The 17700-nt window shown below is 68.3% G+C and carries 12 protein-coding genes; 5 read left to right on the forward strand and 7 right to left on the reverse strand.

The genetic code is table 11. The features are described from left to right. Positions 1–288 precede the first annotated feature (288 nt). Positions 289–1785 carry an FAD-dependent oxidoreductase gene (locus U5A56_RS04160; protein WP_321921005.1) on the forward strand — a complete coding sequence of 499 codons (1497 nt, stop codon included), beginning with the start codon at positions 289–291 and terminating at the stop codon, positions 1783–1785. A 144-nt stretch (positions 1786–1929) separates the two neighbouring features. On the opposite strand, the gene U5A56_RS04165 is transcribed toward U5A56_RS04160, so the two are convergent. After that, on the reverse strand, positions 1930–3594 hold the full coding sequence (locus U5A56_RS04165; RefSeq protein ID WP_321921006.1) for an acid phosphatase: 1665 nt from the start codon (positions 3592–3594) through the stop codon (positions 1930–1932). A gap of 417 nt (positions 3595–4011) precedes the next feature. Between U5A56_RS04165 and ftsH the strand changes: the two genes are divergently transcribed. Further along, complete coding sequence (ftsH, locus tag U5A56_RS04170) at positions 4012–5979, forward strand: ATP-dependent zinc metalloprotease FtsH (protein ID WP_321921007.1); 1968 nt, start codon at positions 4012–4014, stop codon at positions 5977–5979. Between the two features lie 124 nt (positions 5980–6103). Continuing rightward, positions 6104–6571, forward strand: a complete 468-nt coding sequence (locus tag U5A56_RS04175) for an OsmC family protein (protein ID WP_321921008.1) — start codon at positions 6104–6106, stop codon at positions 6569–6571. A gap of 22 nt (positions 6572–6593) precedes the next feature. On the opposite strand, the gene otsA is transcribed toward U5A56_RS04175, so the two are convergent. Continuing rightward, positions 6594–8000, reverse strand: a complete 1407-nt coding sequence (gene otsA / locus U5A56_RS04180) for an alpha,alpha-trehalose-phosphate synthase (UDP-forming) (RefSeq protein WP_321921009.1) — start codon at positions 7998–8000, stop codon at positions 6594–6596. Between the two features lie 470 nt (positions 8001–8470). After that, complete coding sequence (locus U5A56_RS04185; RefSeq protein ID WP_321921010.1) at positions 8471–10549, reverse strand: TonB-dependent receptor; 2079 nt, start codon at positions 10547–10549, stop codon at positions 8471–8473. Positions 10550–10963: 414 nt separating this feature from the next. Between U5A56_RS04185 and adhP the strand changes: the two genes are divergently transcribed. Next, positions 10964–11992: an alcohol dehydrogenase AdhP gene (gene adhP / locus U5A56_RS04190; RefSeq protein ID WP_044844589.1), complete on the forward strand. Its 1029-nt coding sequence runs from the start codon at positions 10964–10966 to the stop codon at positions 11990–11992. Positions 11993–12219: 227 nt separating this feature from the next. Here adhP and U5A56_RS04195 read toward each other — a convergent pair whose 3' ends face one another. Further along, a complete protein-coding gene (locus U5A56_RS04195; RefSeq protein WP_321921011.1) occupies positions 12220–13305 on the reverse strand; it encodes a LysR family transcriptional regulator in 1086 nt (361 codons plus the stop codon). 2 nt (positions 13306–13307) lie between these two features. On the opposite strand from U5A56_RS04195, the gene U5A56_RS04200 reads away from it, so the two are divergent. Beyond that, positions 13308–14264, forward strand: a complete 957-nt coding sequence (locus U5A56_RS04200; RefSeq protein ID WP_321921012.1) for a Rieske 2Fe-2S domain-containing protein — start codon at positions 13308–13310, stop codon at positions 14262–14264. Between the two features lie 67 nt (positions 14265–14331). Here the strand turns inward: U5A56_RS04200 and U5A56_RS04205 are convergent, their stop codons facing one another. The 3 genes from U5A56_RS04205 to U5A56_RS04215 all read right to left on the reverse strand — a co-directional run bounded on the left by U5A56_RS04205 (position 14332) and on the right by U5A56_RS04215 (position 17610). Then, entirely contained in the window at positions 14332–15792 is a 1461-nt protein-coding gene (locus U5A56_RS04205) for a sialidase family protein (RefSeq protein WP_321819090.1), read from the reverse strand. 472 nt (positions 15793–16264) lie between these two features. Next, complete coding sequence (locus tag U5A56_RS04210) at positions 16265–16696, reverse strand: MarR family winged helix-turn-helix transcriptional regulator (protein WP_124519389.1); 432 nt, start codon at positions 16694–16696, stop codon at positions 16265–16267. Beyond that, positions 16693–17610, reverse strand: a complete 918-nt coding sequence (locus tag U5A56_RS04215) for a serine aminopeptidase domain-containing protein (protein ID WP_044844586.1) — start codon at positions 17608–17610, stop codon at positions 16693–16695. Before U5A56_RS04215 ends, U5A56_RS04210 begins: the two co-directional genes overlap by 4 nt. Positions 17611–17700: the final 90 nt, after the last annotated feature.

Here is a 17700-nt window from a genome sequence, read left to right on the forward strand (position 1 = left end):
GGCCGCGCGCCGCGCCGACTCGATGTCACGTTGACGCCGTCACGATGCGACGGCGACCGGGTGGACGGCGTTCGCGCAGCGCAGTGTCGCGGCGCGCTCGCGGCAGTTCGTCCGGCGTGTGCATGCCCCCGGCTTGGCTCGCCGCTGCCGCTCGATTTCCCCGTCGACGACGCGGCGTTCGCGTGCCTGCGATCGCTCGCATCGACGTCGCGCCGGCCTGCCGGGCCGGCCGCGCAGCGCCCCGACCACCGCCTTTCACCGAATCCCTTCACGCAGACCCTTGCCTCCATGTCATCCGAATACTCCCTCACTCGCCCCCTGAACGTCCGCGACGTCCATCGCTGGGACGCCGAACACGACGTCGTGATCGTCGGCTTCGGCGCGGCAGGCGCGTGCGCGGCGATCGAAGCCGCGAGCGCCGGCGCCGACACGCTGATCGTCGAGCGCGCGTCGAGCTACGGCGGCACGAGCGCGCTGTCCGGCGGCGAAATCTACCTCGGCGGCAGCGGCGGCACGCCCGCGCAGCGGCAGGCCGGCTTCAGCGACGACACCGAGGACCTGTACCGCTACCTGATGCTCGCGGGCGGCCGCGACGCCGACGAGGCGAAGGTGCGCCTCTATGCGAACGAGAGCCTCGCGCATCACGACTGGCTGGTCGCGCAGGGCGTCACGTACAAGAACACGTTCATTGCCGAGCGGATCGTCGAGCCGGAAACCGACGACTGCCTGATCTGGTCGGGCAGCGAGGAGGCCTGGCCGTTCAGCGAGAGCGCGAAGCCGTGTCCGCGCGGTCATACGCCGCAATGGCCGGGCTGGGGCGGCGGGCAGATGCTGATGCGCGTGCTGGCCGAGCGCGTGCAGGCGCTCGGCGTGTCGACGCGCTACGACACGCGCGCACAGGCGCTGATCGTCGACGATGCCGGCGCGGTGCGCGGCGTCGTGCTGCGCGCGTATGGCGAGACGGCGTTCGTGCGGGCGGGCCGCGCGACGATCCTGTGCGCGGGCGGATTCGCGATGAACCGCGACATGGTGCGCCGGCATGCGCCGCAGTTCCTGCGCTCGGCCGAACCGATCGGCAGCCCCGGCGACGACGGCTCGGGCATCCTGCTCGGCCAGAGCGCCGGCGGCGCCGCGATCCACATGGATCAGGGTTTCGTCAGCCTGCCGTTCTACGCGCCCGAATCGCTGATCCGCGGGATCTTCGTGAACGCGCGCGGGCAGCGGTTCATCAACGAGGACGGCTATCACGGCCGCACGGGCCACCACGCGTTCCACCAGGCCGACGACCGGATCTACCTGCTGGTCGACCAGGCGACCTACCAGGAGCCGCCGGACATTGCGCGGATCGGCATCGCGGCGGCCGGCGAGACATGGGACGAAGTCGAGCGCGACCTGCAGATGCCGGCCGGCACGCTGACGGCGACCGTCGACGTCTACAACCGTCACGCGGCCGAAGGCGTCGATCCGCTGTTCCACAAGGCGAAGAAATGGTTGCAGCCGCTGATCGAGCCGCCGTTCGTCGCGCTCGACTGCCGGATCGATTACGCGTTCTACCCGCATTTCACGCTGGGCGGGCTCGATACGCTGCCGACCGGGCAGGTGCTCGACGCGGCGCGCACGCCGGTGGCGGGCCTCTATGCGGCCGGCCGCACGACCTGCGGGCTGCCGCGCTGGGGCGCCGGGTACAGCTCGGGATTGTCGCTGGCCGATGCGACGTTCTTCGGCCGGCAGGCAGGTCGTCATGCCGCAAGTGCGGCGAGCGACGCGTTGCACAGCGTCGCGTAGCGTCGCCTGCGCGGATCGCGGATCGCGGATCGCGGATCGCGGAACGCAGAACGCAGAACGCAGAACGCACACGGCAAAACACGACGCCCCGGGCAACCGCGTTGCACCGGGGCGTCGTCGTTTCAGCGAGGCGTCAGTCGTTCGTCAGCCGAGATCGAGCGCGTTCGTCAGGTCGCCCGGCGGCGTCGCGCCGCGCGACGCGAACGCCTTGTCGCGCGCGGCGACGCCGTCGAGCGGCGCGAGCCCGTGCACGCGGCTGATGAAGCGCAGGATCGAGTTCGTGTCGTACATCGTGTGGTCGACGTAACCCTTCTTCGCGAACGGCGAGATCACGAGCGCCGGAATCCGCGAGCCGGGGCCCCAGCGATCGCCGACCGGCGGCGCGACGTGATCCCACCAGCCGCCGTTCTCGTCGTGCGTCATCACGATCACCGTGTTCGCCCACTGCGGGCCGCGCCGGATGCGTTCGATCACGTGCGCGATGTGGCGATCGCCGGATTCGACGTCCGCATAACCCGCGTGCATGTTCAGGTTGCCCTGCGGCTTGTAGAACGCGACGGCGGGCAGGCGGCCCGCGTCGATGTCGGCGATGAAATGATTGGTCAACGGCTCGTCGCCGAGGCCCGCATCGCGCAGGTGCTTGCGGCGCGCGTCGGTGCCCGGCGCGTAGTTCACGAAGTAGTTGAACGGCTGGTGGTGGTACTGGAAATCCGGCACCATGCCGGTGTCGCGGTGCTCGAGCGCGTACTGCCACGCGCCGCTGTACCACGCCCAGTCGACGTTCTTCTCCGACAGGCGGTCGCCGATCGTCGCATGGCCTTGCGGCGGGATCACGCGATGATCGGACGGATCCGCATACGCGGCGTTGCCCGGATCGGCCGGCGGCACGTAGCTCGGCTGATACGGCGGCGCCATCGTGTTGACGCCGTAGCCATCGGGCGTCAGCGGGCCGTCGACCGCGAACTTCGGCGGGCCGTCGAGCGCGGACGCGGGCGAATCGGCGGCGAGCGTCAGGCGCGTGCCGGCCGGATCGTCGCCGTCGACCTTCGACAGCAGCTTCGCGGCGTGCGGATGCTTGTGCGCATCCGGGTACATCGGCGGCTGCGCGGAAATCAGGAACATGTGGTTCAGCCACGAACCGCCGAAGGCCGCCATGAAGAAGTTGTCGCACAGCGTGTATTGCCGTGCGAGGTTCCACAGCCGCAGCGTGTCGGCGGAATTGCGGTAATGGCCCATCACGAGGCCGCCGGAATCGGCCCACGCGGCGAACTGGTCGTTGCGGCCCGCGGCGATCTGCATCTGGTTCTGGTAGAAGCGGTGCCACAGGTCGCGCGTGATCACGCCGTTCGGCAGCGGCTTGCCCTGCGCGTCTGCGATCCGGAACGGCGCGTTCGGCAGCTTGTCGATGTCGCGCTCGGCGATCGCGTAGCGCTGGCCGCCGACTTCCTGCGCCTGCGGCACGAGCCCGCCCCAGATCTTCGGCAGCACCGGCAGCGGTGTCTTGCCGTCGCGATCGAGCTGCCGCGCGTGGTCGGGCTTCACCTCGCTCAGCGGATCTTGCACGCCCGGGAAATCGCCGTACAGGTTCGAGAAGCTGCGGTTCTCCGCATAGATCACGACGATGTGGCGCACCTGCCGGCGCAGCGCGTCGTCGAGCCGCAGGTCGGCGGCCGAGCGCGGCGCGCTGCCCGGCGTGGTCTCGCAGCCGCCGAGCGCGACGCCCGCGCCGAGCGCGGCGAGGCCGCCGAGCATGCGGCGGCGGTCGGGATCGGCGGGAAGGTCGTCGGGGCGATCGGGGGTGTCGTTCACGTCGTGTGCTCCTCGGATGGGCAGTTGTCGTTCGATGCGCGGCAGCGTCGCACAGCCTGCCGCGACGCGCGGCGGGACGCAACGGCCGGCGTCGCGCCCGGGCGCGGGCGACGCCGGCTGTCACTAAAATGTCACGAACGCGACTATAACGCGGCCGGCGGCGTCGATGAAAGGCGTTTGTCGGACAATGCGCGACGTCCGCGCGCGAACTAGACTTGAATCACGGGCGGCGCGTTGCGGCGCGTTGCCCGCGCGAATGGCGCCCGGCGGCGCCGTCGCGGTGTCATTCATGCGACGAAACGAGGCGACGATGGCGCGGATCCATTCCGTTTGCGCGTGGCCGGCGATGCCGCGCGCCGACCGGGCGCGCGTGCACGCGTAAGCGCGCGCGTCGACGCGCGCGGCCGGCCCGATGCCATGGACAGGAAATTCGATTACGCAGGATTGCTGATCGCGGCGGGCTTCTTCGTGCTGTTCGCCGCGCAGTTGCTGATGCTGCGTCCGGCGTCGACGCTGATCGCGTACAGCGACTTCCACCGGCTCGTCGCCGCGCGGCTCGTCGACGATCTCGAGATCGGACCGGCGACGATCACGGGCACGCTGACGATGCCGCAGGCCGGCACGCTGCTGCCGGCGTCCGAAGTCGCGGCCGTGAAGTCGGACGGCACGCCGCCGCGCTTCAGCACCAACCGCGTGACCGACCCGCAGCTGATCGATACGCTGACCGCCGCCGGCATCCGGTTTCACGGCGCGTCCGACACCGGCTGGATCGCGTCGCTCGCGTCGTGGCTGGTGCCGCTCGTCGCGTTCGTGTTCATCTGGAACCTGATGCTGCGCAAGCGTGGCGGGCTGCAGGATTTCACCGGGATGGGCAAGAGCCGCGCACGCGTGTACGTGCAGCAGGAAACCGGCATCACGTTCGACGACATCGCGGGCATCGACGAAGCGAAGGCCGAACTGCAGCAGCTCGTCGCGTTCCTGCGCAACCCCGATCGCTACCAGCGGCTCGGCGGCAAGATCCCGAAGGGTGTGCTCGTCGTCGGCGCTCCCGGCACCGGCAAGACGCTGCTCGCGCGCGCGGTGGCCGGCGAGGCGGCCGTGCCGTTCTTCTCGATCAGCGGCTCGGCGTTCGTCGAGATGTTCGTCGGCGTCGGCGCGGCGCGCGTGCGCGACCTGTTCGAGCAGGCGCAGCAGAAGGCGCCGTGCATCGTGTTCGTCGACGAGCTCGACGCGCTCGGCAAGGTGCGCGGCGTCGGCCCGATGTCGGGCAACGACGAGCGCGAGCAGACGCTCAACCAGCTGCTCGTCGAAATGGACGGCTTCCAGGCCGGCTCCGGCGTGATCATCATGGCGGCGACCAACCGGCCGGAGATTCTCGATCCCGCACTGCTGCGCCCGGGCCGCTTCGACCGTCACATCGCGATCGACCGGCCCGACGTGAACGGCCGCCGCCAGATTCTCGGCGTGCACGTGAAGCGGGTGAAGCTCGCGGCCGAGGTCGATCTCGGCGAACTCGCGTCGCGCACGCCGGGCTTCGTCGGCGCCGATCTCGCGAACGTCGTCAACGAAGCCGCGCTGCATGCGGCGGAACTCGGCAAGCCGGCGATCGGGATGGACGACTTCGACGAGGCGATCGACCGCGCGCTGACGGGACTCGAGCGCAAGAGCCGCGTGATGAACGCGCAGGAGAAACTGACGATCGCCTATCACGAGGCCGGCCATGCGCTCGTCGCGGAAAGCCGCGCGCATTGCGATCCGGTGAAGAAGGTGTCGATCATTCCGCGCGGCGTGGCCGCGCTCGGCTACACGCAACAGGTGCCGACGGAGGATCGCTACGTGCTGCGCCGCAGCGAGCTGCTCGATCGGATCGATGCACTGCTCGGCGGGCGCGTCGCGGAAGAACTCGTGTTCGGCGACGTGTCGACGGGCGCGCAGAACGACCTCGAACGCGCGACCGCGATGGCGCGCCACATGGTCATGCAGTACGGGATGAGCGAGAAGATCGGGCTCGTCAGCTTCGACGATGGCGAAACGCGTACCGGCATCCCGGGCGCATGGCATGCGGGCGAGGGCCGCTGCAGCGAGCACACCGCACGGATGATCGACGACGAGGTGCATACGCTGTTGACCGACGCGCATGCGCGCGTCGCGGCAACGCTCGGCGAACGCCGCGATGCGCTCGAACGGATCGCGCGACGGTTGCTCGAGCGCGAGGTGCTCGAACGCGACGCGTTGCAGGCGCTGATCGACGGGCGCGAGGCGCCGGTCGCCGAATCTTCCCTGACCGATCGCGGGCCATGCACGAGCGCGAATGCGCCGGAGAAGGCGTCGGCGATCGAGCGCGATTTCGTCGCATACGGGCCGCCGCGCGAACCCGAACGCTGAAGCGCGGACCGCTCACGCAGACGGCGGGCGGCCATGATCGCGCCGCGCCTTCGCTGCAATTCGCACTTGCCGGCACGGCGTCGCGCCGGCGTTTCCTTTCCCTTTATCGAGTCACGGAGTCGCCATGAGCGAGGCACACGTATCGGTGGATGTCGCGCAGCATGCGCGTTTCAGTTTCGAAGTCACGTTTGCCGGCACCGAACTTTCGCCGGTGCTCACCGACGAGCCGCCGCCGCTCGGTGCCGGCCGCGGCCCGAACCCGGTCCGGCTGCTGGCCGCGGCGGTCGCGAGCTGCCTCGCGGCGAGCCTGCTGTTCGCGCTCGAGAAACAGCGCGTCGATCCGCAGCCCGTCACCGCGCATATCGACGTCGACATGGTGCAGAACGAGGCGGGCAGGGTGCGCGTCGGCGCGATGGCCGTGACGCTGTCGGTCGGCAAGGCATGGGCCGATCTCGCGGCGGCGACGCGCATGCTCGACCGGTTCGATGCGTATTGCGTGGTGACCGAGAGCATGCGCGAAGGCATTCCGATCGCGGTGGCGGTGCAGGACGTGAACGGCGCGGTGCTCGACCGCGAGATGACCGGCGTGTGAGCGAGCGGCAGGACCCGGCGCGTCAGGACACGGTCGCGGTGGCGACTTCCGCCGCCTCGGCGAGCGCCTCGAGAAAGCGCGTGCGCCACCAGTGCACGTCGGTCTTGCGCACGATCGCCATCAGCGCGTCGTGACGCTGGCGGCGTTCGTCGAGCGGCATCGTGAGCGCGCGCTGGATCGCCTGCGCGGTGCCCTGCGTGTCGTACGGATTGACGAGCAGCGCAGGCTTCAGCTGCTCGGCCGCGCCCGCGAAACGCGACAGCACGAGCACGCCCGGGTCGGCCTCGTCCTGCGCGGCGAGAAACTCCTTCGCGACCAGGTTCATCCCGTCGCGCAGCGGCGTGACGAGCGCGACACGGCTCGCGCGGTAGAGGCCCGGCAAGCGCTTGCGCGCGACCGTGCGGTGGATGTAGCGCATCGGCATCCACTCGAGTTCGCCGTAATCGCCGTTGATCGCGCCGCACAGGCTGTCCATCTCGCGCCGCAGGTCGTCGTACGCGCCGAGATCCTCGCGGCTCGGCGCGGCGATCTGGATCAGCGTCGCGCGGTCGCGGTTCTCCGGATACTGTTCGAGCAGCTGACGGAACGCGTGCACGCGCTGCGGCAGCCCCTTCGTATAGTCGAGCCGGTCGACGCCGACGAGCAGCTGGCGGCGCGAATACTCGTCGCGCATTCGCTCGAACATGTCGATGCCGTCGCGATTCTCCGCGAGCGCCGTGAACTCGTCGACGTTGATGCCGATCGGGAATGCACCGGCCGACAACGTGCGGCCGAACGCGCGCAGGCGGCCGTCCGGCAGCCGCGCGGCGCCGGCTTCCGCCTCGACGTAGTGCTCGAAGTGAAGCAGGTCCGATTCGGTCTGGAAGCCGACGAGATCGTAGGCGAACAGCGAGCGCATCAGCCACTCGTGCTCCGGGATCGCGGCCATGATCGGCGGCGGCGGCATCGGAATGTGCAGGAAGAAACCGATCGGGTTCGTGCAGCCCGTCGCGCGCAGCTCGGCGGCGAGCGGAATCAGCTGGTAGTCGTGGACCCAGACGATATCGTCGGGGCGCAGCAGCGTGCTCAGCTTGCGCGCGAACAGCTGGTTCACGCGCCGGTATCCGTCCGCGAAGCGGCGGTCGAACTGTGCGAGATCGAGGCGGTAGTGGAACACCGGCCACAGCACGTTGTTCGAGTAGCCGAGGTAGTACGCGTCGTAATCCTGCGGATCGAGATCGATCGTCGCGAGCTGGATGCCGCCGACGTTCTGGATCTGCACGTCTTCGCCGTGCGCGGGATGGTCGCCGTCGCCGCGCAGCCTGCCGCTCCACCCGAACCAGACGCCGCCCGATTCCTGCAGGCTGTCTTTCACGGCCACGGCAAGCCCGCCTGCCGCGGCTTTACGGGGATCTGCAATACGATTGGATACGACGACGAGTCGACTCACCAGCTCTCCTGCGAATGGTTGGGGAAGGTTCGTGCGGCCAGGGCGTGAGGCGGACGCCGCCATCGACGCGTGGCGCGATGGGGCCGCGATACGAGCGGACGGGAATCAGGGCGCGCGATTCGCCGTTCGAACGTGGAGTGCTTTTTTTAGGATACTCGTCATTCGGCTGATTTAAAAGTGCATGACCGGGATCAATGATCCTGCCTGTCGGTGCGATGCAGTGCGATGCGCGGCGTTCCGCGCGTTCGACCGGCAGGACCGGAAATTGCACGGCCCCGCAGCGGCCGTGTGCGCAACGGAAGGTGGAGGGCCGGAGAAGGGAGAGCGAAGGCGAGGGCGATCGATCGTGTTCGGTCACGCCGGCGCGGTCGATCGCGACGGTTTCGATCGACGCAGGCGAACTGCGCCGATCGATCATGGCAGGCGTTGGCGACGCGCGGGACGCGTGGCGCGAACGCACCGGCCCGCGATCAGAACGTCGTGCGCAGGCCGGCCATCACGCTGCGGCCGCCTTCCGGCGCGAAGCCGCGCACGACCGAGGTCGCATAGCGGATCTCCTGGTTCGTCAGGTTGTCGCCGCGCAGGTACGCGAGCCAGTGCGTCGCGCCGACACGGAACTTGTACGTCAGCATCACGCCGAGCGACGTGTAGCCGTCCGTCGGAAAGTCGTTGTCGGGCACACGATGCTGCGACCACGCGTGCGTGACCTGCGCGCGTGCGCCGAACGGGCCGTAGCCGTAGTCGGCCGCGAGCGTCGCGCGCAGCGGCGCGATGCGCGGCAGCGGCTGGCCGGTGTCGACGTTGCGCGCATGCGTGTAGTCGGCGGTCAGTTCCAGGTCGACCGTATGGCCGCGCTGCGAGAACGCGCGCCATTTGCCGTCGAGCTCGACGCCATAGAACTCGGCGCGCACGCCGCGATAGATTGCTTCGTTGAGCGTATCACCGGCGCCGGGCGCGACCGGCTCGCCGTCGCCGTTCACGACGCGGCCCGTGTTGTACTCGGTCAGGTAGTTCGAGAATCGGTTGTAGAACACGCCGACGCTGCCGCGGTTCGGGCCGCTCGCATAGCGCAGCGACAGGTCGGTCGACACGGCCTTTTCCTTCGATGCGTTCGGGTTGCCGATCAGGAACTGGCCGGTCGCATCGTGCGGGCCGTTCGAGTACAGCTCGTAGAAGGTCGGCGCGCGTTCCGTGTAGGCGACGTTCGCCGCGACCGACCACACGGGCGTCAGCGAGAACAGCGCGCCGGCCGAGACGCTGCCGGCATTGAAGTCGCGCGGCTGCGCGAGCGCGAATTTCTCGACGCCGGCCGGATCGGGATCGACCTTCACGTGCTCGAAGCGCCCGCCGACGCTCAGCTTCAGCGCCGGGACGACCTGCCATTCCTCGAGACCGAACAGCGCGACGCTGTTCGTGCGCGTCGACGGCACGAGCGTTTCGTCGCCGAGCGCCGAGAACGTGTTCTGGCCGAACTGCACGCCGATCGCGCCTTCGAACGGGCCGATCCTGCGATGCCGCGCCTCGATGCGCGCCTCGTAGCCGCGGTTGCGGAAGGTGGTGGCGGTCTCGCCGTTGTCGACTTCCTTGTGGCGATAGTCGGTGTACGCGAAGTCGAACTTCAGCTTCGTGAACGGGCCGCTCAGGTTGCGTATCTCGGACGCGAACGCGAGCCGTTCCTGGCGCATCCGCAGGCGCACGTCGTCCTCGGCGACGGAGCCGTAGTTCGACTCGTAGCCGCTGTACGACAGGCCCGCGAAACCGTCGGCCCACGTGTACGACGCGCCGAGCGCGCCGCCATGCACGCGGCCGTCGCTGTTCGGCACGTTGCCGTACGGTTGCGGCGTATCGGGATCGTCGATCGCGCGTTGCTGGCTGCTGCGTGCGTAGCCGGGAATCCGCAGCTTGCTCGTTTCACGGTCGAACGCGTCGACATGGAACGCGAAGCGGCCGTTGCCGCCTTCGACCTGCGCCGCGCCCGCGCGCACCGAGTTCGCGCCGCCGTAGCGCGCGTCGAGCGCGCCCGTCACGCCTTCGATCGCTTCGCGCGGAATCCGGTTGTCGATCGTGTTGACGACGCCGCCGACCGCGTTGCCGCCGTACAGCAGCGCGGCCGGACCGCGCACGATCTCGACGCGCTCGATCGACAGCGGATCCTGCGGCACCGCGTGGTCGTACGACAGCGACGACGCGTCGTAGGCGGCGACGCCGTTCTGCAGCAGCCGGATCCGGTCGCCGTCCATCCCGCGGATGATCGGGCGGCCGACCATCGGCCCGTAGGTGGTGGTCGACACGCCGGGCAGGCCGTTGAGCGTTTCGCCGAGCGAATCGGCCTGGCGGCGCGTCAGCGCATCGCCGGACAGTTGCGCGGTCGGCGCGATCAGCTCGGTGTCGCCGAGCGGGTTCGCGGTCACGAAGATCGGCGCGAGCGGTGTGGTCTGCGGCGGCGAAGACGGGGCGGGCGTCTCGGCCTGCGCGTGCGCGACGGCGGCGAACAGCATCAGCGAAACGGGCGAGAGCGGGCGAAGCGGTAGACGAGGGAGGTCGCGCATGGTCGGTGAATCGGTTGGTCTCGGATCGGAAAGCGAGCCATGCGGGTCAAGGCTGGATACGATATATTGTTGCATTTTCGGTGCGCAGTGACCCGGTTGGATTGGACTCGGCGTAGCCCGGCCACCCGGATGAGCGAGCTTCAGGTGGACGAGATCGCGAAATGATATGTTATATCATTTCAAATTCCAAGCGAAACGGCGGCATGCCGCAGGGTTTCCGACAAGCTGCGGAAACGGCGGCGAAAGCAGAGCCGGGCCGTCAAACCCGCGCCGCCGGCACCGGTGGCCCACGCAATAGGTCTCGCGATGAATCCGTCACCGTCGCGCGCGTTTCCCGCTCCGTTGATACGTATCAAGTCGTTCCGGTTTCGAGCCCGGATACTGGCCCGGTCATCGACCAGACAGGAGCGACGCATGACTCAAACCATGAAGGCGGCGGTGGTCCACGCGTTCGGCGAACCGTTGCGCATCGAGGAGGTGCCGGTCCCGACGCCGGGCCCGGGCCAGATCCTCGTCAACATCAAGGCTTCGGGCGTCTGCCATACCGACCTGCACGCAGCCGACGGCGACTGGCCCGTGAAGCCGACGCTGCCGTTCATTCCCGGCCACGAAGGCGTGGGCGTCGTCGCGGCGGTCGGGGCAGGCGTCACGCACGTGCGCGAGGGCGACCGCGTCGGCGTGCCCTGGCTCTATACGGCATGCGGTCACTGCGAGTACTGCCACACCGGCTGGGAAACCCTTTGCCACGGGCAGCAGAACACCGGCTATTCGGTCAACGGCAGCTATGCGGAATACGTGCTGGCCGATCCCGACTACGTCGGCCATCTGCCGGCGCAGGTCGCGTTCGACGAGATCGCGCCGATCCTGTGCGCGGGCGTGACCGTCTACAAGGGCATCCGCGTCACCGACACGCGCCCGGGCCAGTGGCTCGCGATTTCGGGCATCGGCGGGCTCGGCCACGTGGCCGTGCAGTACGCGCGCGCGATGGGCCTGCACGTCGCGGCGATCGACGTGTCTCCCGCCAAACTCGCACTCGCGCGCGAGCTGGGCGCCGAGCTGACGATCGATGCGACGGCCGACGATCCGGCGAAGGTGATCCAGAAGGAGATCGGCGGCGCGCATGGCGTGCTGGTGACGGCCGTGTCGCGCAGCGCGTTCGCGCAGGCGCTCGGGATGGTGCGACGCGGCGGCACGGTGGCGCTCAACGGCTTGCCGCCCGGCGATTTCCCGCTGCCGATCTTCTCGACGGTGCTGAACGGCATCACGGTGCGCGGCTCGATCGTCGGCACGCGGCGCGACCTGCAGGAATCGCTCGATTTCGCGGCGGACGGGCTGGTGCGCGCGCATATCCATCGCGACCGGCTCGGCAACATCAACGACATATTCGCGCGGCTGCGCGAAGGAAAAGTCGACGGTCGCATCGTGCTGACCGACATGCATTGACGTGCATTCGGGAGCGCTGCCGCGACGCAATGGACGTCGCGGCAGCGCTATGCTCACCCGCGTATGTCGGACGGATGAAAGGGCGGCGGGAGGGGGGGCGTGAGTGTCGGTCAGCGCGATCGGTTCGTGGATGACCGGGGCGCCGGGGCGTATGCGCCGGCTTGCGACGGCGGCTATCCGATCTTGTCGACCTCAGGCACGACCGCATTCGGCCGGCGTGCACCCCTTCATTCGCGCTGCGTGCGCTCATCGTCGGCGCGCAACGCCCGGCGAAGCTGTTCGGTCAGGAAGAGCCATACCGCCTGCTGGGCTGCGTTGCGCTTGGCACTCTCGTGCGACACCAGCCAGAGCGTCAGGTAATGCTTCTGCGCGTCGGGAAAAACGCGGGCGAGACCCGGTTCACGTTCCGCGAGCATGCACCACAGCGGCGCGACGCCCCCGCCGGACAAGACCGCACGCTTCAATGCATCCCATGAATTGACCTTGGTGCTGACGCGCGCGTCGTGCGGCGCGTATTCGCGCAGCCAGTCCGCGAACGGTTTCGGGATGTCGCCGCCCCAGCCGATCCAGGTGCCGGTCATTTCGCCGCCGTGCCGGTCCGCCGGCCCGTACACCGCGACCTCGACTTCGCCGAGTGCCACGCTGTCGAGTCTTGCGGGGGCTTCGTGCGATACGCAGATGCCGAGATCGGCGCTGCGCTCCGCGACGACCGCAAGCGGATCGCCGACGTTGCTCACGTCGAGATTGACGAACGGATTGCGATGATGAAACGCGACGATGTCGCCGATGAATGCATCGCCGAGCGAGGCGGAAACGGCGAGCCGCACCGTGCCTTCGACGCCGCCGTGCGGCCGCTGGCGGAGCGTGGCCAGCAGGCTCGCTTCCTCCTCCATGCGCGATGCGATCGACAGGACCGCGCGGCCGGCGACCGTCAACTGGAAGCCGCCGTCGTCGAGCACGAAGAGTTGTGATCCCACCGATTTCTCCAGCACGTCTACTCGCCGGCTGACGGTGGTTCGGTCGACGCCCAGTGCTTTGCCGGCGGCAAGATACGAGCCCGAATTCGCGACGGCGAGGAAATACCGGAGGTCATCCCATTTCACCGCGGTATGTGTGTGTTTTTGCATGGTAGGGGTGCAAATAAACTCATTTTCTGGTTGTTGGGCGTTCTCTACACTTGGGTGCTGGAGGAACACGGTTTCGATCTCGACAAACAGGATCCCGTCCGGATCGTACGCTCGTTTGACGAGTCGAGCGGCGCCGCGAAGGCGCGGGAAATTGCCATCGTTGGCAAGTAAATAGACAGGAGACACGCATGACATCGGACTATTTCACCGGCAAATACCCGAAGGGCTGGTTCGCAGTCCTATTTTCTGATGAAATCAAGCCGGGCGAGATCAAATCGCTCAGCTACTTCGGCCAGGAGTACATCGCGTTTCGCGGCGAGAGCGGGCAGGTATCGATCCTCGATGCATTCTGTCCGCACCTCGGCGCGCATCTGGGCGACGGTCGCTGCCAGGGCGATACGATCGTCTGTCCGTTCCACGAATGGCGCTTCTCGCAGACTGGCGCCTGCGTCGGCGTGCCCTACGCGAAACGCATTCCGATCAAGGCGAAGGAGGGCGCATTGGCCGCCCACCCGGTGCGCGAGATCAACCAGATCGTCCACATGTGGTTCGATCCGGCCGGCGGGCCGCCGAGCTGGGAACTGCCGGTCGATCCTGCCATGAACGGTGCCGACGGCTGGACGCGCTGGTACTTCAAGCGGTGGCGGGTGCGCACGCAGGGCAAGGAAATCATCGAGAACCTCGTCGATGCGCCGCATTTCACGTACGTTCACGGGTCGCCGATCGAGGATATCTCGGTGCACTTCGACGGTCATATCGCGTCGCAACGCTCGACGATCGGCGGGCATCCGACGCTCGGCAAGCAACTGACGACCGAGGCGACCTATTACGGTCAGGCCGTGATGCATGTATCGATGGAGGGAACGTACGCGAGCAAGCAGGTGAACATTCACACGCCGATCGATACCGAGCATGTGGACGTTTGCTACGGCATCAAGATCCAGCGCGATCCGACGCTGCCCGACACCGATGCGATCGCGCAGGAATACGCGCGATTCGCTCACGACGCATTCGATCAGGATGTCGTGTTGTGGCGCAGGAAGATCTATCGCGCGGCGCCGCTGTTGTGCGACGGCGACGGTCCGCTGTTCCAGCTGCGCGACTGGTACCGGCAGTTCTTCCAGGAATCGGTGCAGGGGGGCTGAGCGCGCGTCGATGCCCGCACGCTGCCGCGACGGTCGACATCGCGGCAGCGCTGCGCTCACCCGCGCATCACGGCGCGAAGAACACGTCGGTGCGGTTCGTCAGGTTGCCTGCGTTGGTCTGGACGAAGAACGGATGGAAAGACGACGACGGCAGCACGTCGAGCCCCTGGTAATCGCCGATGAAGAAGCCTTCCGCATTCGGCGCGAGCTTCATGTCGAACGGACCGCCGACGCGCCGCTCGTCCGCGAACGTGGTGCCGCCGTCATGCGAGATCTTGCGCCAGAACCCGGTCGGCAGCGTCGTCGTGTTGCCGGCCTGCAGGTCGCGGAAGTCGTAGTAGGTGACCATTGCCGCGCCGGCATTGTCGACGCGCACCGACGGATTGAACGCGGGACGCCCGGTCGGCGTGTTCACTTGCAGCGGCGCGCTCCAGCTCGCGCCGCCGTCCTTCGACGTCGACAGCGCGATCTCGTCGTAGTTGCCGCCGTTGAAGCGGCTGTCCTGCCACACGACGTAGAGCTGCCCCGACGCCGGATCGATCGCGGGTTCCGGAATGATGTCGCCGGTGCGTACCGGTTCGCCGGTGTTCGGATCGGTCACGCCGACCGTCTGCAGCCCGGCGATCACCTGCGGTTTCGTCCAGGTCGCGCCGTCGTCGGTCGACTTGACGAACGCGACCTTGCCGGCCGCCTTGTTGAACGGCGGCTGGATCAGGTCGAAGAAGTCGTAGAGCGTGCCGGTCTTCGGATCGACGACGATCTGGTTGCCGATCGTCTGCTGGCGCGACGGCACGTTGACGATCACCTTCGCACGGCTCCACGTCTTGCCGCCGTCGACCGTCTTCGAAAAGAACGTCGGCCCGCGGTATGCCTGCGTGTGCAGGTTCGCGTACGGGTTGCCGTTCGGCAGTTCGAGGCGGTCCCACACCGCGTAGGCCGTGCCGGCCTTCACCGGGTTCGCCGTCACCGATTCCTTGTCGTTGAAGAACTGCGTCGTCGGTTCGTCGTTCGCGATCAGCACGGCCGGGCTGCTCCATGTCTGTCCGCCGTCGGTCGACACCGAGGCCGCGACCGCGTTGCTGTTGTTCGACTGGTTGAACGAGATCGATACCGAATACGCGGTGCCGTCCGGACCGAACGACACCCACGGATCGGACGCGCGCTCGTACTTGAGCCCGCCCGGCGCGCAGGCGCTGAACGGCTGCGGCGTGCGCGCCCAGGTCGCGCCGCCGTCGAACGTATAGCCCGCGACGAGCCCGTGGGCGCCGCCGTTCGACCAGCGGTCCTGCTGCCACACGCCGATCATGTTGGTCGGGTTCGCCGGGTTGACCGACAGCCACGGTTCGACCTCGGCGTTCACGTAGTTCGTGCCGGGGCCGCCGATGGTACAGGCGGCGAACGGGCTCGGGCCGGACACGACCACGGGATCGGCATGCGCGGCCGCGGCGGCGGCCATCGCCACGGCCATCGCGGCGGACAGGCGGGTGAGGCTGGGGACAAGCGAGTGGGACACGATCGTGCGTCGCATGGACTGCTCCTCGTTGACGTGCGGCGGCGATGGCGCGGCACGGCGGCACGACGCGCACCGGTACGCGCGGCAATGAATGCCGTGCCATGCGTCGGATCGTGTCGTTCAGGAAGCCGCCGCGGTCATCGCAATCCGCGTGTGCTGGATGCCGCCAGCACGTCGGTCAAGACACCTCTTCGTTTTCATTGCTTGTCGGGTGCGTCCAGGGTTGCGGACGCAACGGGAAGGCCAGGCCGTGCAGACGACGAATGCGTCGAAGTGGATTGCAATGTAGGCGATCGATATGCGGCGCGGCAGGCAATTTTTTGTAACAGTACGTAGCCGGAAAGCGTTGCCGAAGCAATGCCGCCGGAATGCAAAATTTGCCGCCTGAAAGTTCGGAAACCGAATTGAAAGCGCGAATCGAAAGCACGAATCGAAATCGCTATCGATTACGCGGATTTGTGCCGATGCGGCGCGCCGCCGGCACGGTTCAGCGCTCGGCCGGAAAGCGGTCCTGCAATGCGTGCAGCCAGCGCGCGACGACGTCGAGTTCGGCGTCGGAAAAGCCGTCGCACAGCTTGCCGTTCAGCTCGCGCAGCGCCACGCGCGCGCGCTTGAGCGCCGCGTGTCCTTCGTCGGTCAGGAACAGTCGCGTTGCGCGCCCGTCGTCCGAATCGGCGTGACGCGCAAGCAGGCCGGCCTTCGCCATCCTGTCGGCGAGCCCCGTCATCGCGGACGGCGCCAGTTGCAGCGCCGCGCCGACTTCGCCGATCAGCGCGCCGTCCTGCCTCGCGAGGCAGAACAGCACGCCGGCCTGCGCGGCACTCGCGCGCGCATCGGTCTCGGCCTTGCGGTCGACCCAGCGCTGCACGCGCCGCTGGCCGATGTTCAACAGGAAAAACAGTCGTCGGTCTTCGCTCAAGCTCGGTTCCCGGCTGCAATGGAAAGGGACGGGCGACCCGCATCGCGCGGCGCGTCGAGCGCCTGCGCGAGCCAGTCGGCGACCGCGGGCCACAGCACCGTGCCTGGCCGGCTGCGGAAGAAGCCCATGTGTCCGACCGGCCCGCTGCCCGCGGCGTGCGGATCGATCTGGCGGCGTTCGACGGCCGCCCGGGTGAGGTAGCTTACCAGCAGGTCGATCGCGGGCGGGTTCGCCCACGGATCGTCGTCGAAGCCGAGCACGAGGATCGGCAACTGCTGCTTCGAGAAGCGCTCGGCCGCGCCGAGCGTCGGATCGTCGAAGAAGTAGCGCGGCAGCGTGGTCCAGCGGCTCCATTCGCGGAACACGCCGGCCGGGAGGTCCTCGCCGAGGCCGAGCCGCTTGCCGGGCACGTAGCCGAGCAGCGCGGACGCGAGCGGGCCGAGCACGCGCAGGATCAGCCGCACCTTCAGCCGCTCGGCCGCGCGGGCGATCAGCCGCGTGCTGCCCGCGTGCGCGGCGACGAGCACGGCCGCGCGCAGGTGCGCGGTGCCGGCCGACAACCCGATCGCATGGCCGCCGACGCTATGCCCGACCGCCAGCAGCGGCAGCCCGTCGTGCGTAGCGCGCGCCCACGCGATTGCGGCGCCGACGTCGAGCTCGACCCAGTCGCGCATGCGGGCCTGCAGCGCGCTCAGCCGCGCGGGCCGCGACGCGCCGATGCCGCGATAGTTGTAGGTGAGCGCCGCGAAGCCGCGTTCGGTCAGGAAGCGCGCGAAGCCTGCGTAGAGCCGCTCCGGCACGGCGGTGGCCGGATGGATCAACACCAGCGCGCGCGGCGGCGCGTCCGGCGACCACAGCGTGCCGCGCAGCGTGTAGCCGTCGGCGGCGGAAAACTCGATGGGTTCTGACGTCATGGCCGTCCTCGTTCCGGGTGGGTATTTCGTATGCGAAATATAGTTCGCCATGTATTTCGCGTGCGAAATATCTGTCGAGGGATCATTCGA

Source organism: Burkholderia sp. BCC1998 (assembly GCF_905339875.1).
Lineage (GTDB): Bacteria > Pseudomonadota > Gammaproteobacteria > Burkholderiales > Burkholderiaceae > Burkholderia.

Excerpts from the sequence above, each read along its gene's own strand:
- U5A56_RS04160 (WP_321921005.1), top strand. The coding sequence starts at position 289 with ATGTCATCCGAATACTCCCTCACTCGCCCCCTGAACGTCCGCGACGTC.
- ftsH (WP_321921007.1), top strand. The coding sequence starts at position 4,012 with ATGGACAGGAAATTCGATTACGCAGGATTGCTGATCGCGGCGGGCTTC.
- U5A56_RS04175 (WP_321921008.1), top strand. The coding sequence starts at position 6,104 with ATGAGCGAGGCACACGTATCGGTGGATGTCGCGCAGCATGCGCGTTTC.
- U5A56_RS04185 (WP_321921010.1), bottom strand. The coding sequence starts at position 10,549 with ATGCGCGACCTCCCTCGTCTACCGCTTCGCCCGCTCTCGCCCGTTTCG.
- adhP (WP_044844589.1), top strand. The coding sequence starts at position 10,964 with ATGACTCAAACCATGAAGGCGGCGGTGGTCCACGCGTTCGGCGAACCG.
- U5A56_RS04200 (WP_321921012.1), top strand. The coding sequence starts at position 13,308 with ATGACATCGGACTATTTCACCGGCAAATACCCGAAGGGCTGGTTCGCA.
- U5A56_RS04205 (WP_321819090.1), bottom strand. The coding sequence starts at position 15,792 with ATGCGACGCACGATCGTGTCCCACTCGCTTGTCCCCAGCCTCACCCGC.
- U5A56_RS04215 (WP_044844586.1), bottom strand. The coding sequence starts at position 17,610 with ATGACGTCAGAACCCATCGAGTTTTCCGCCGCCGACGGCTACACGCTG.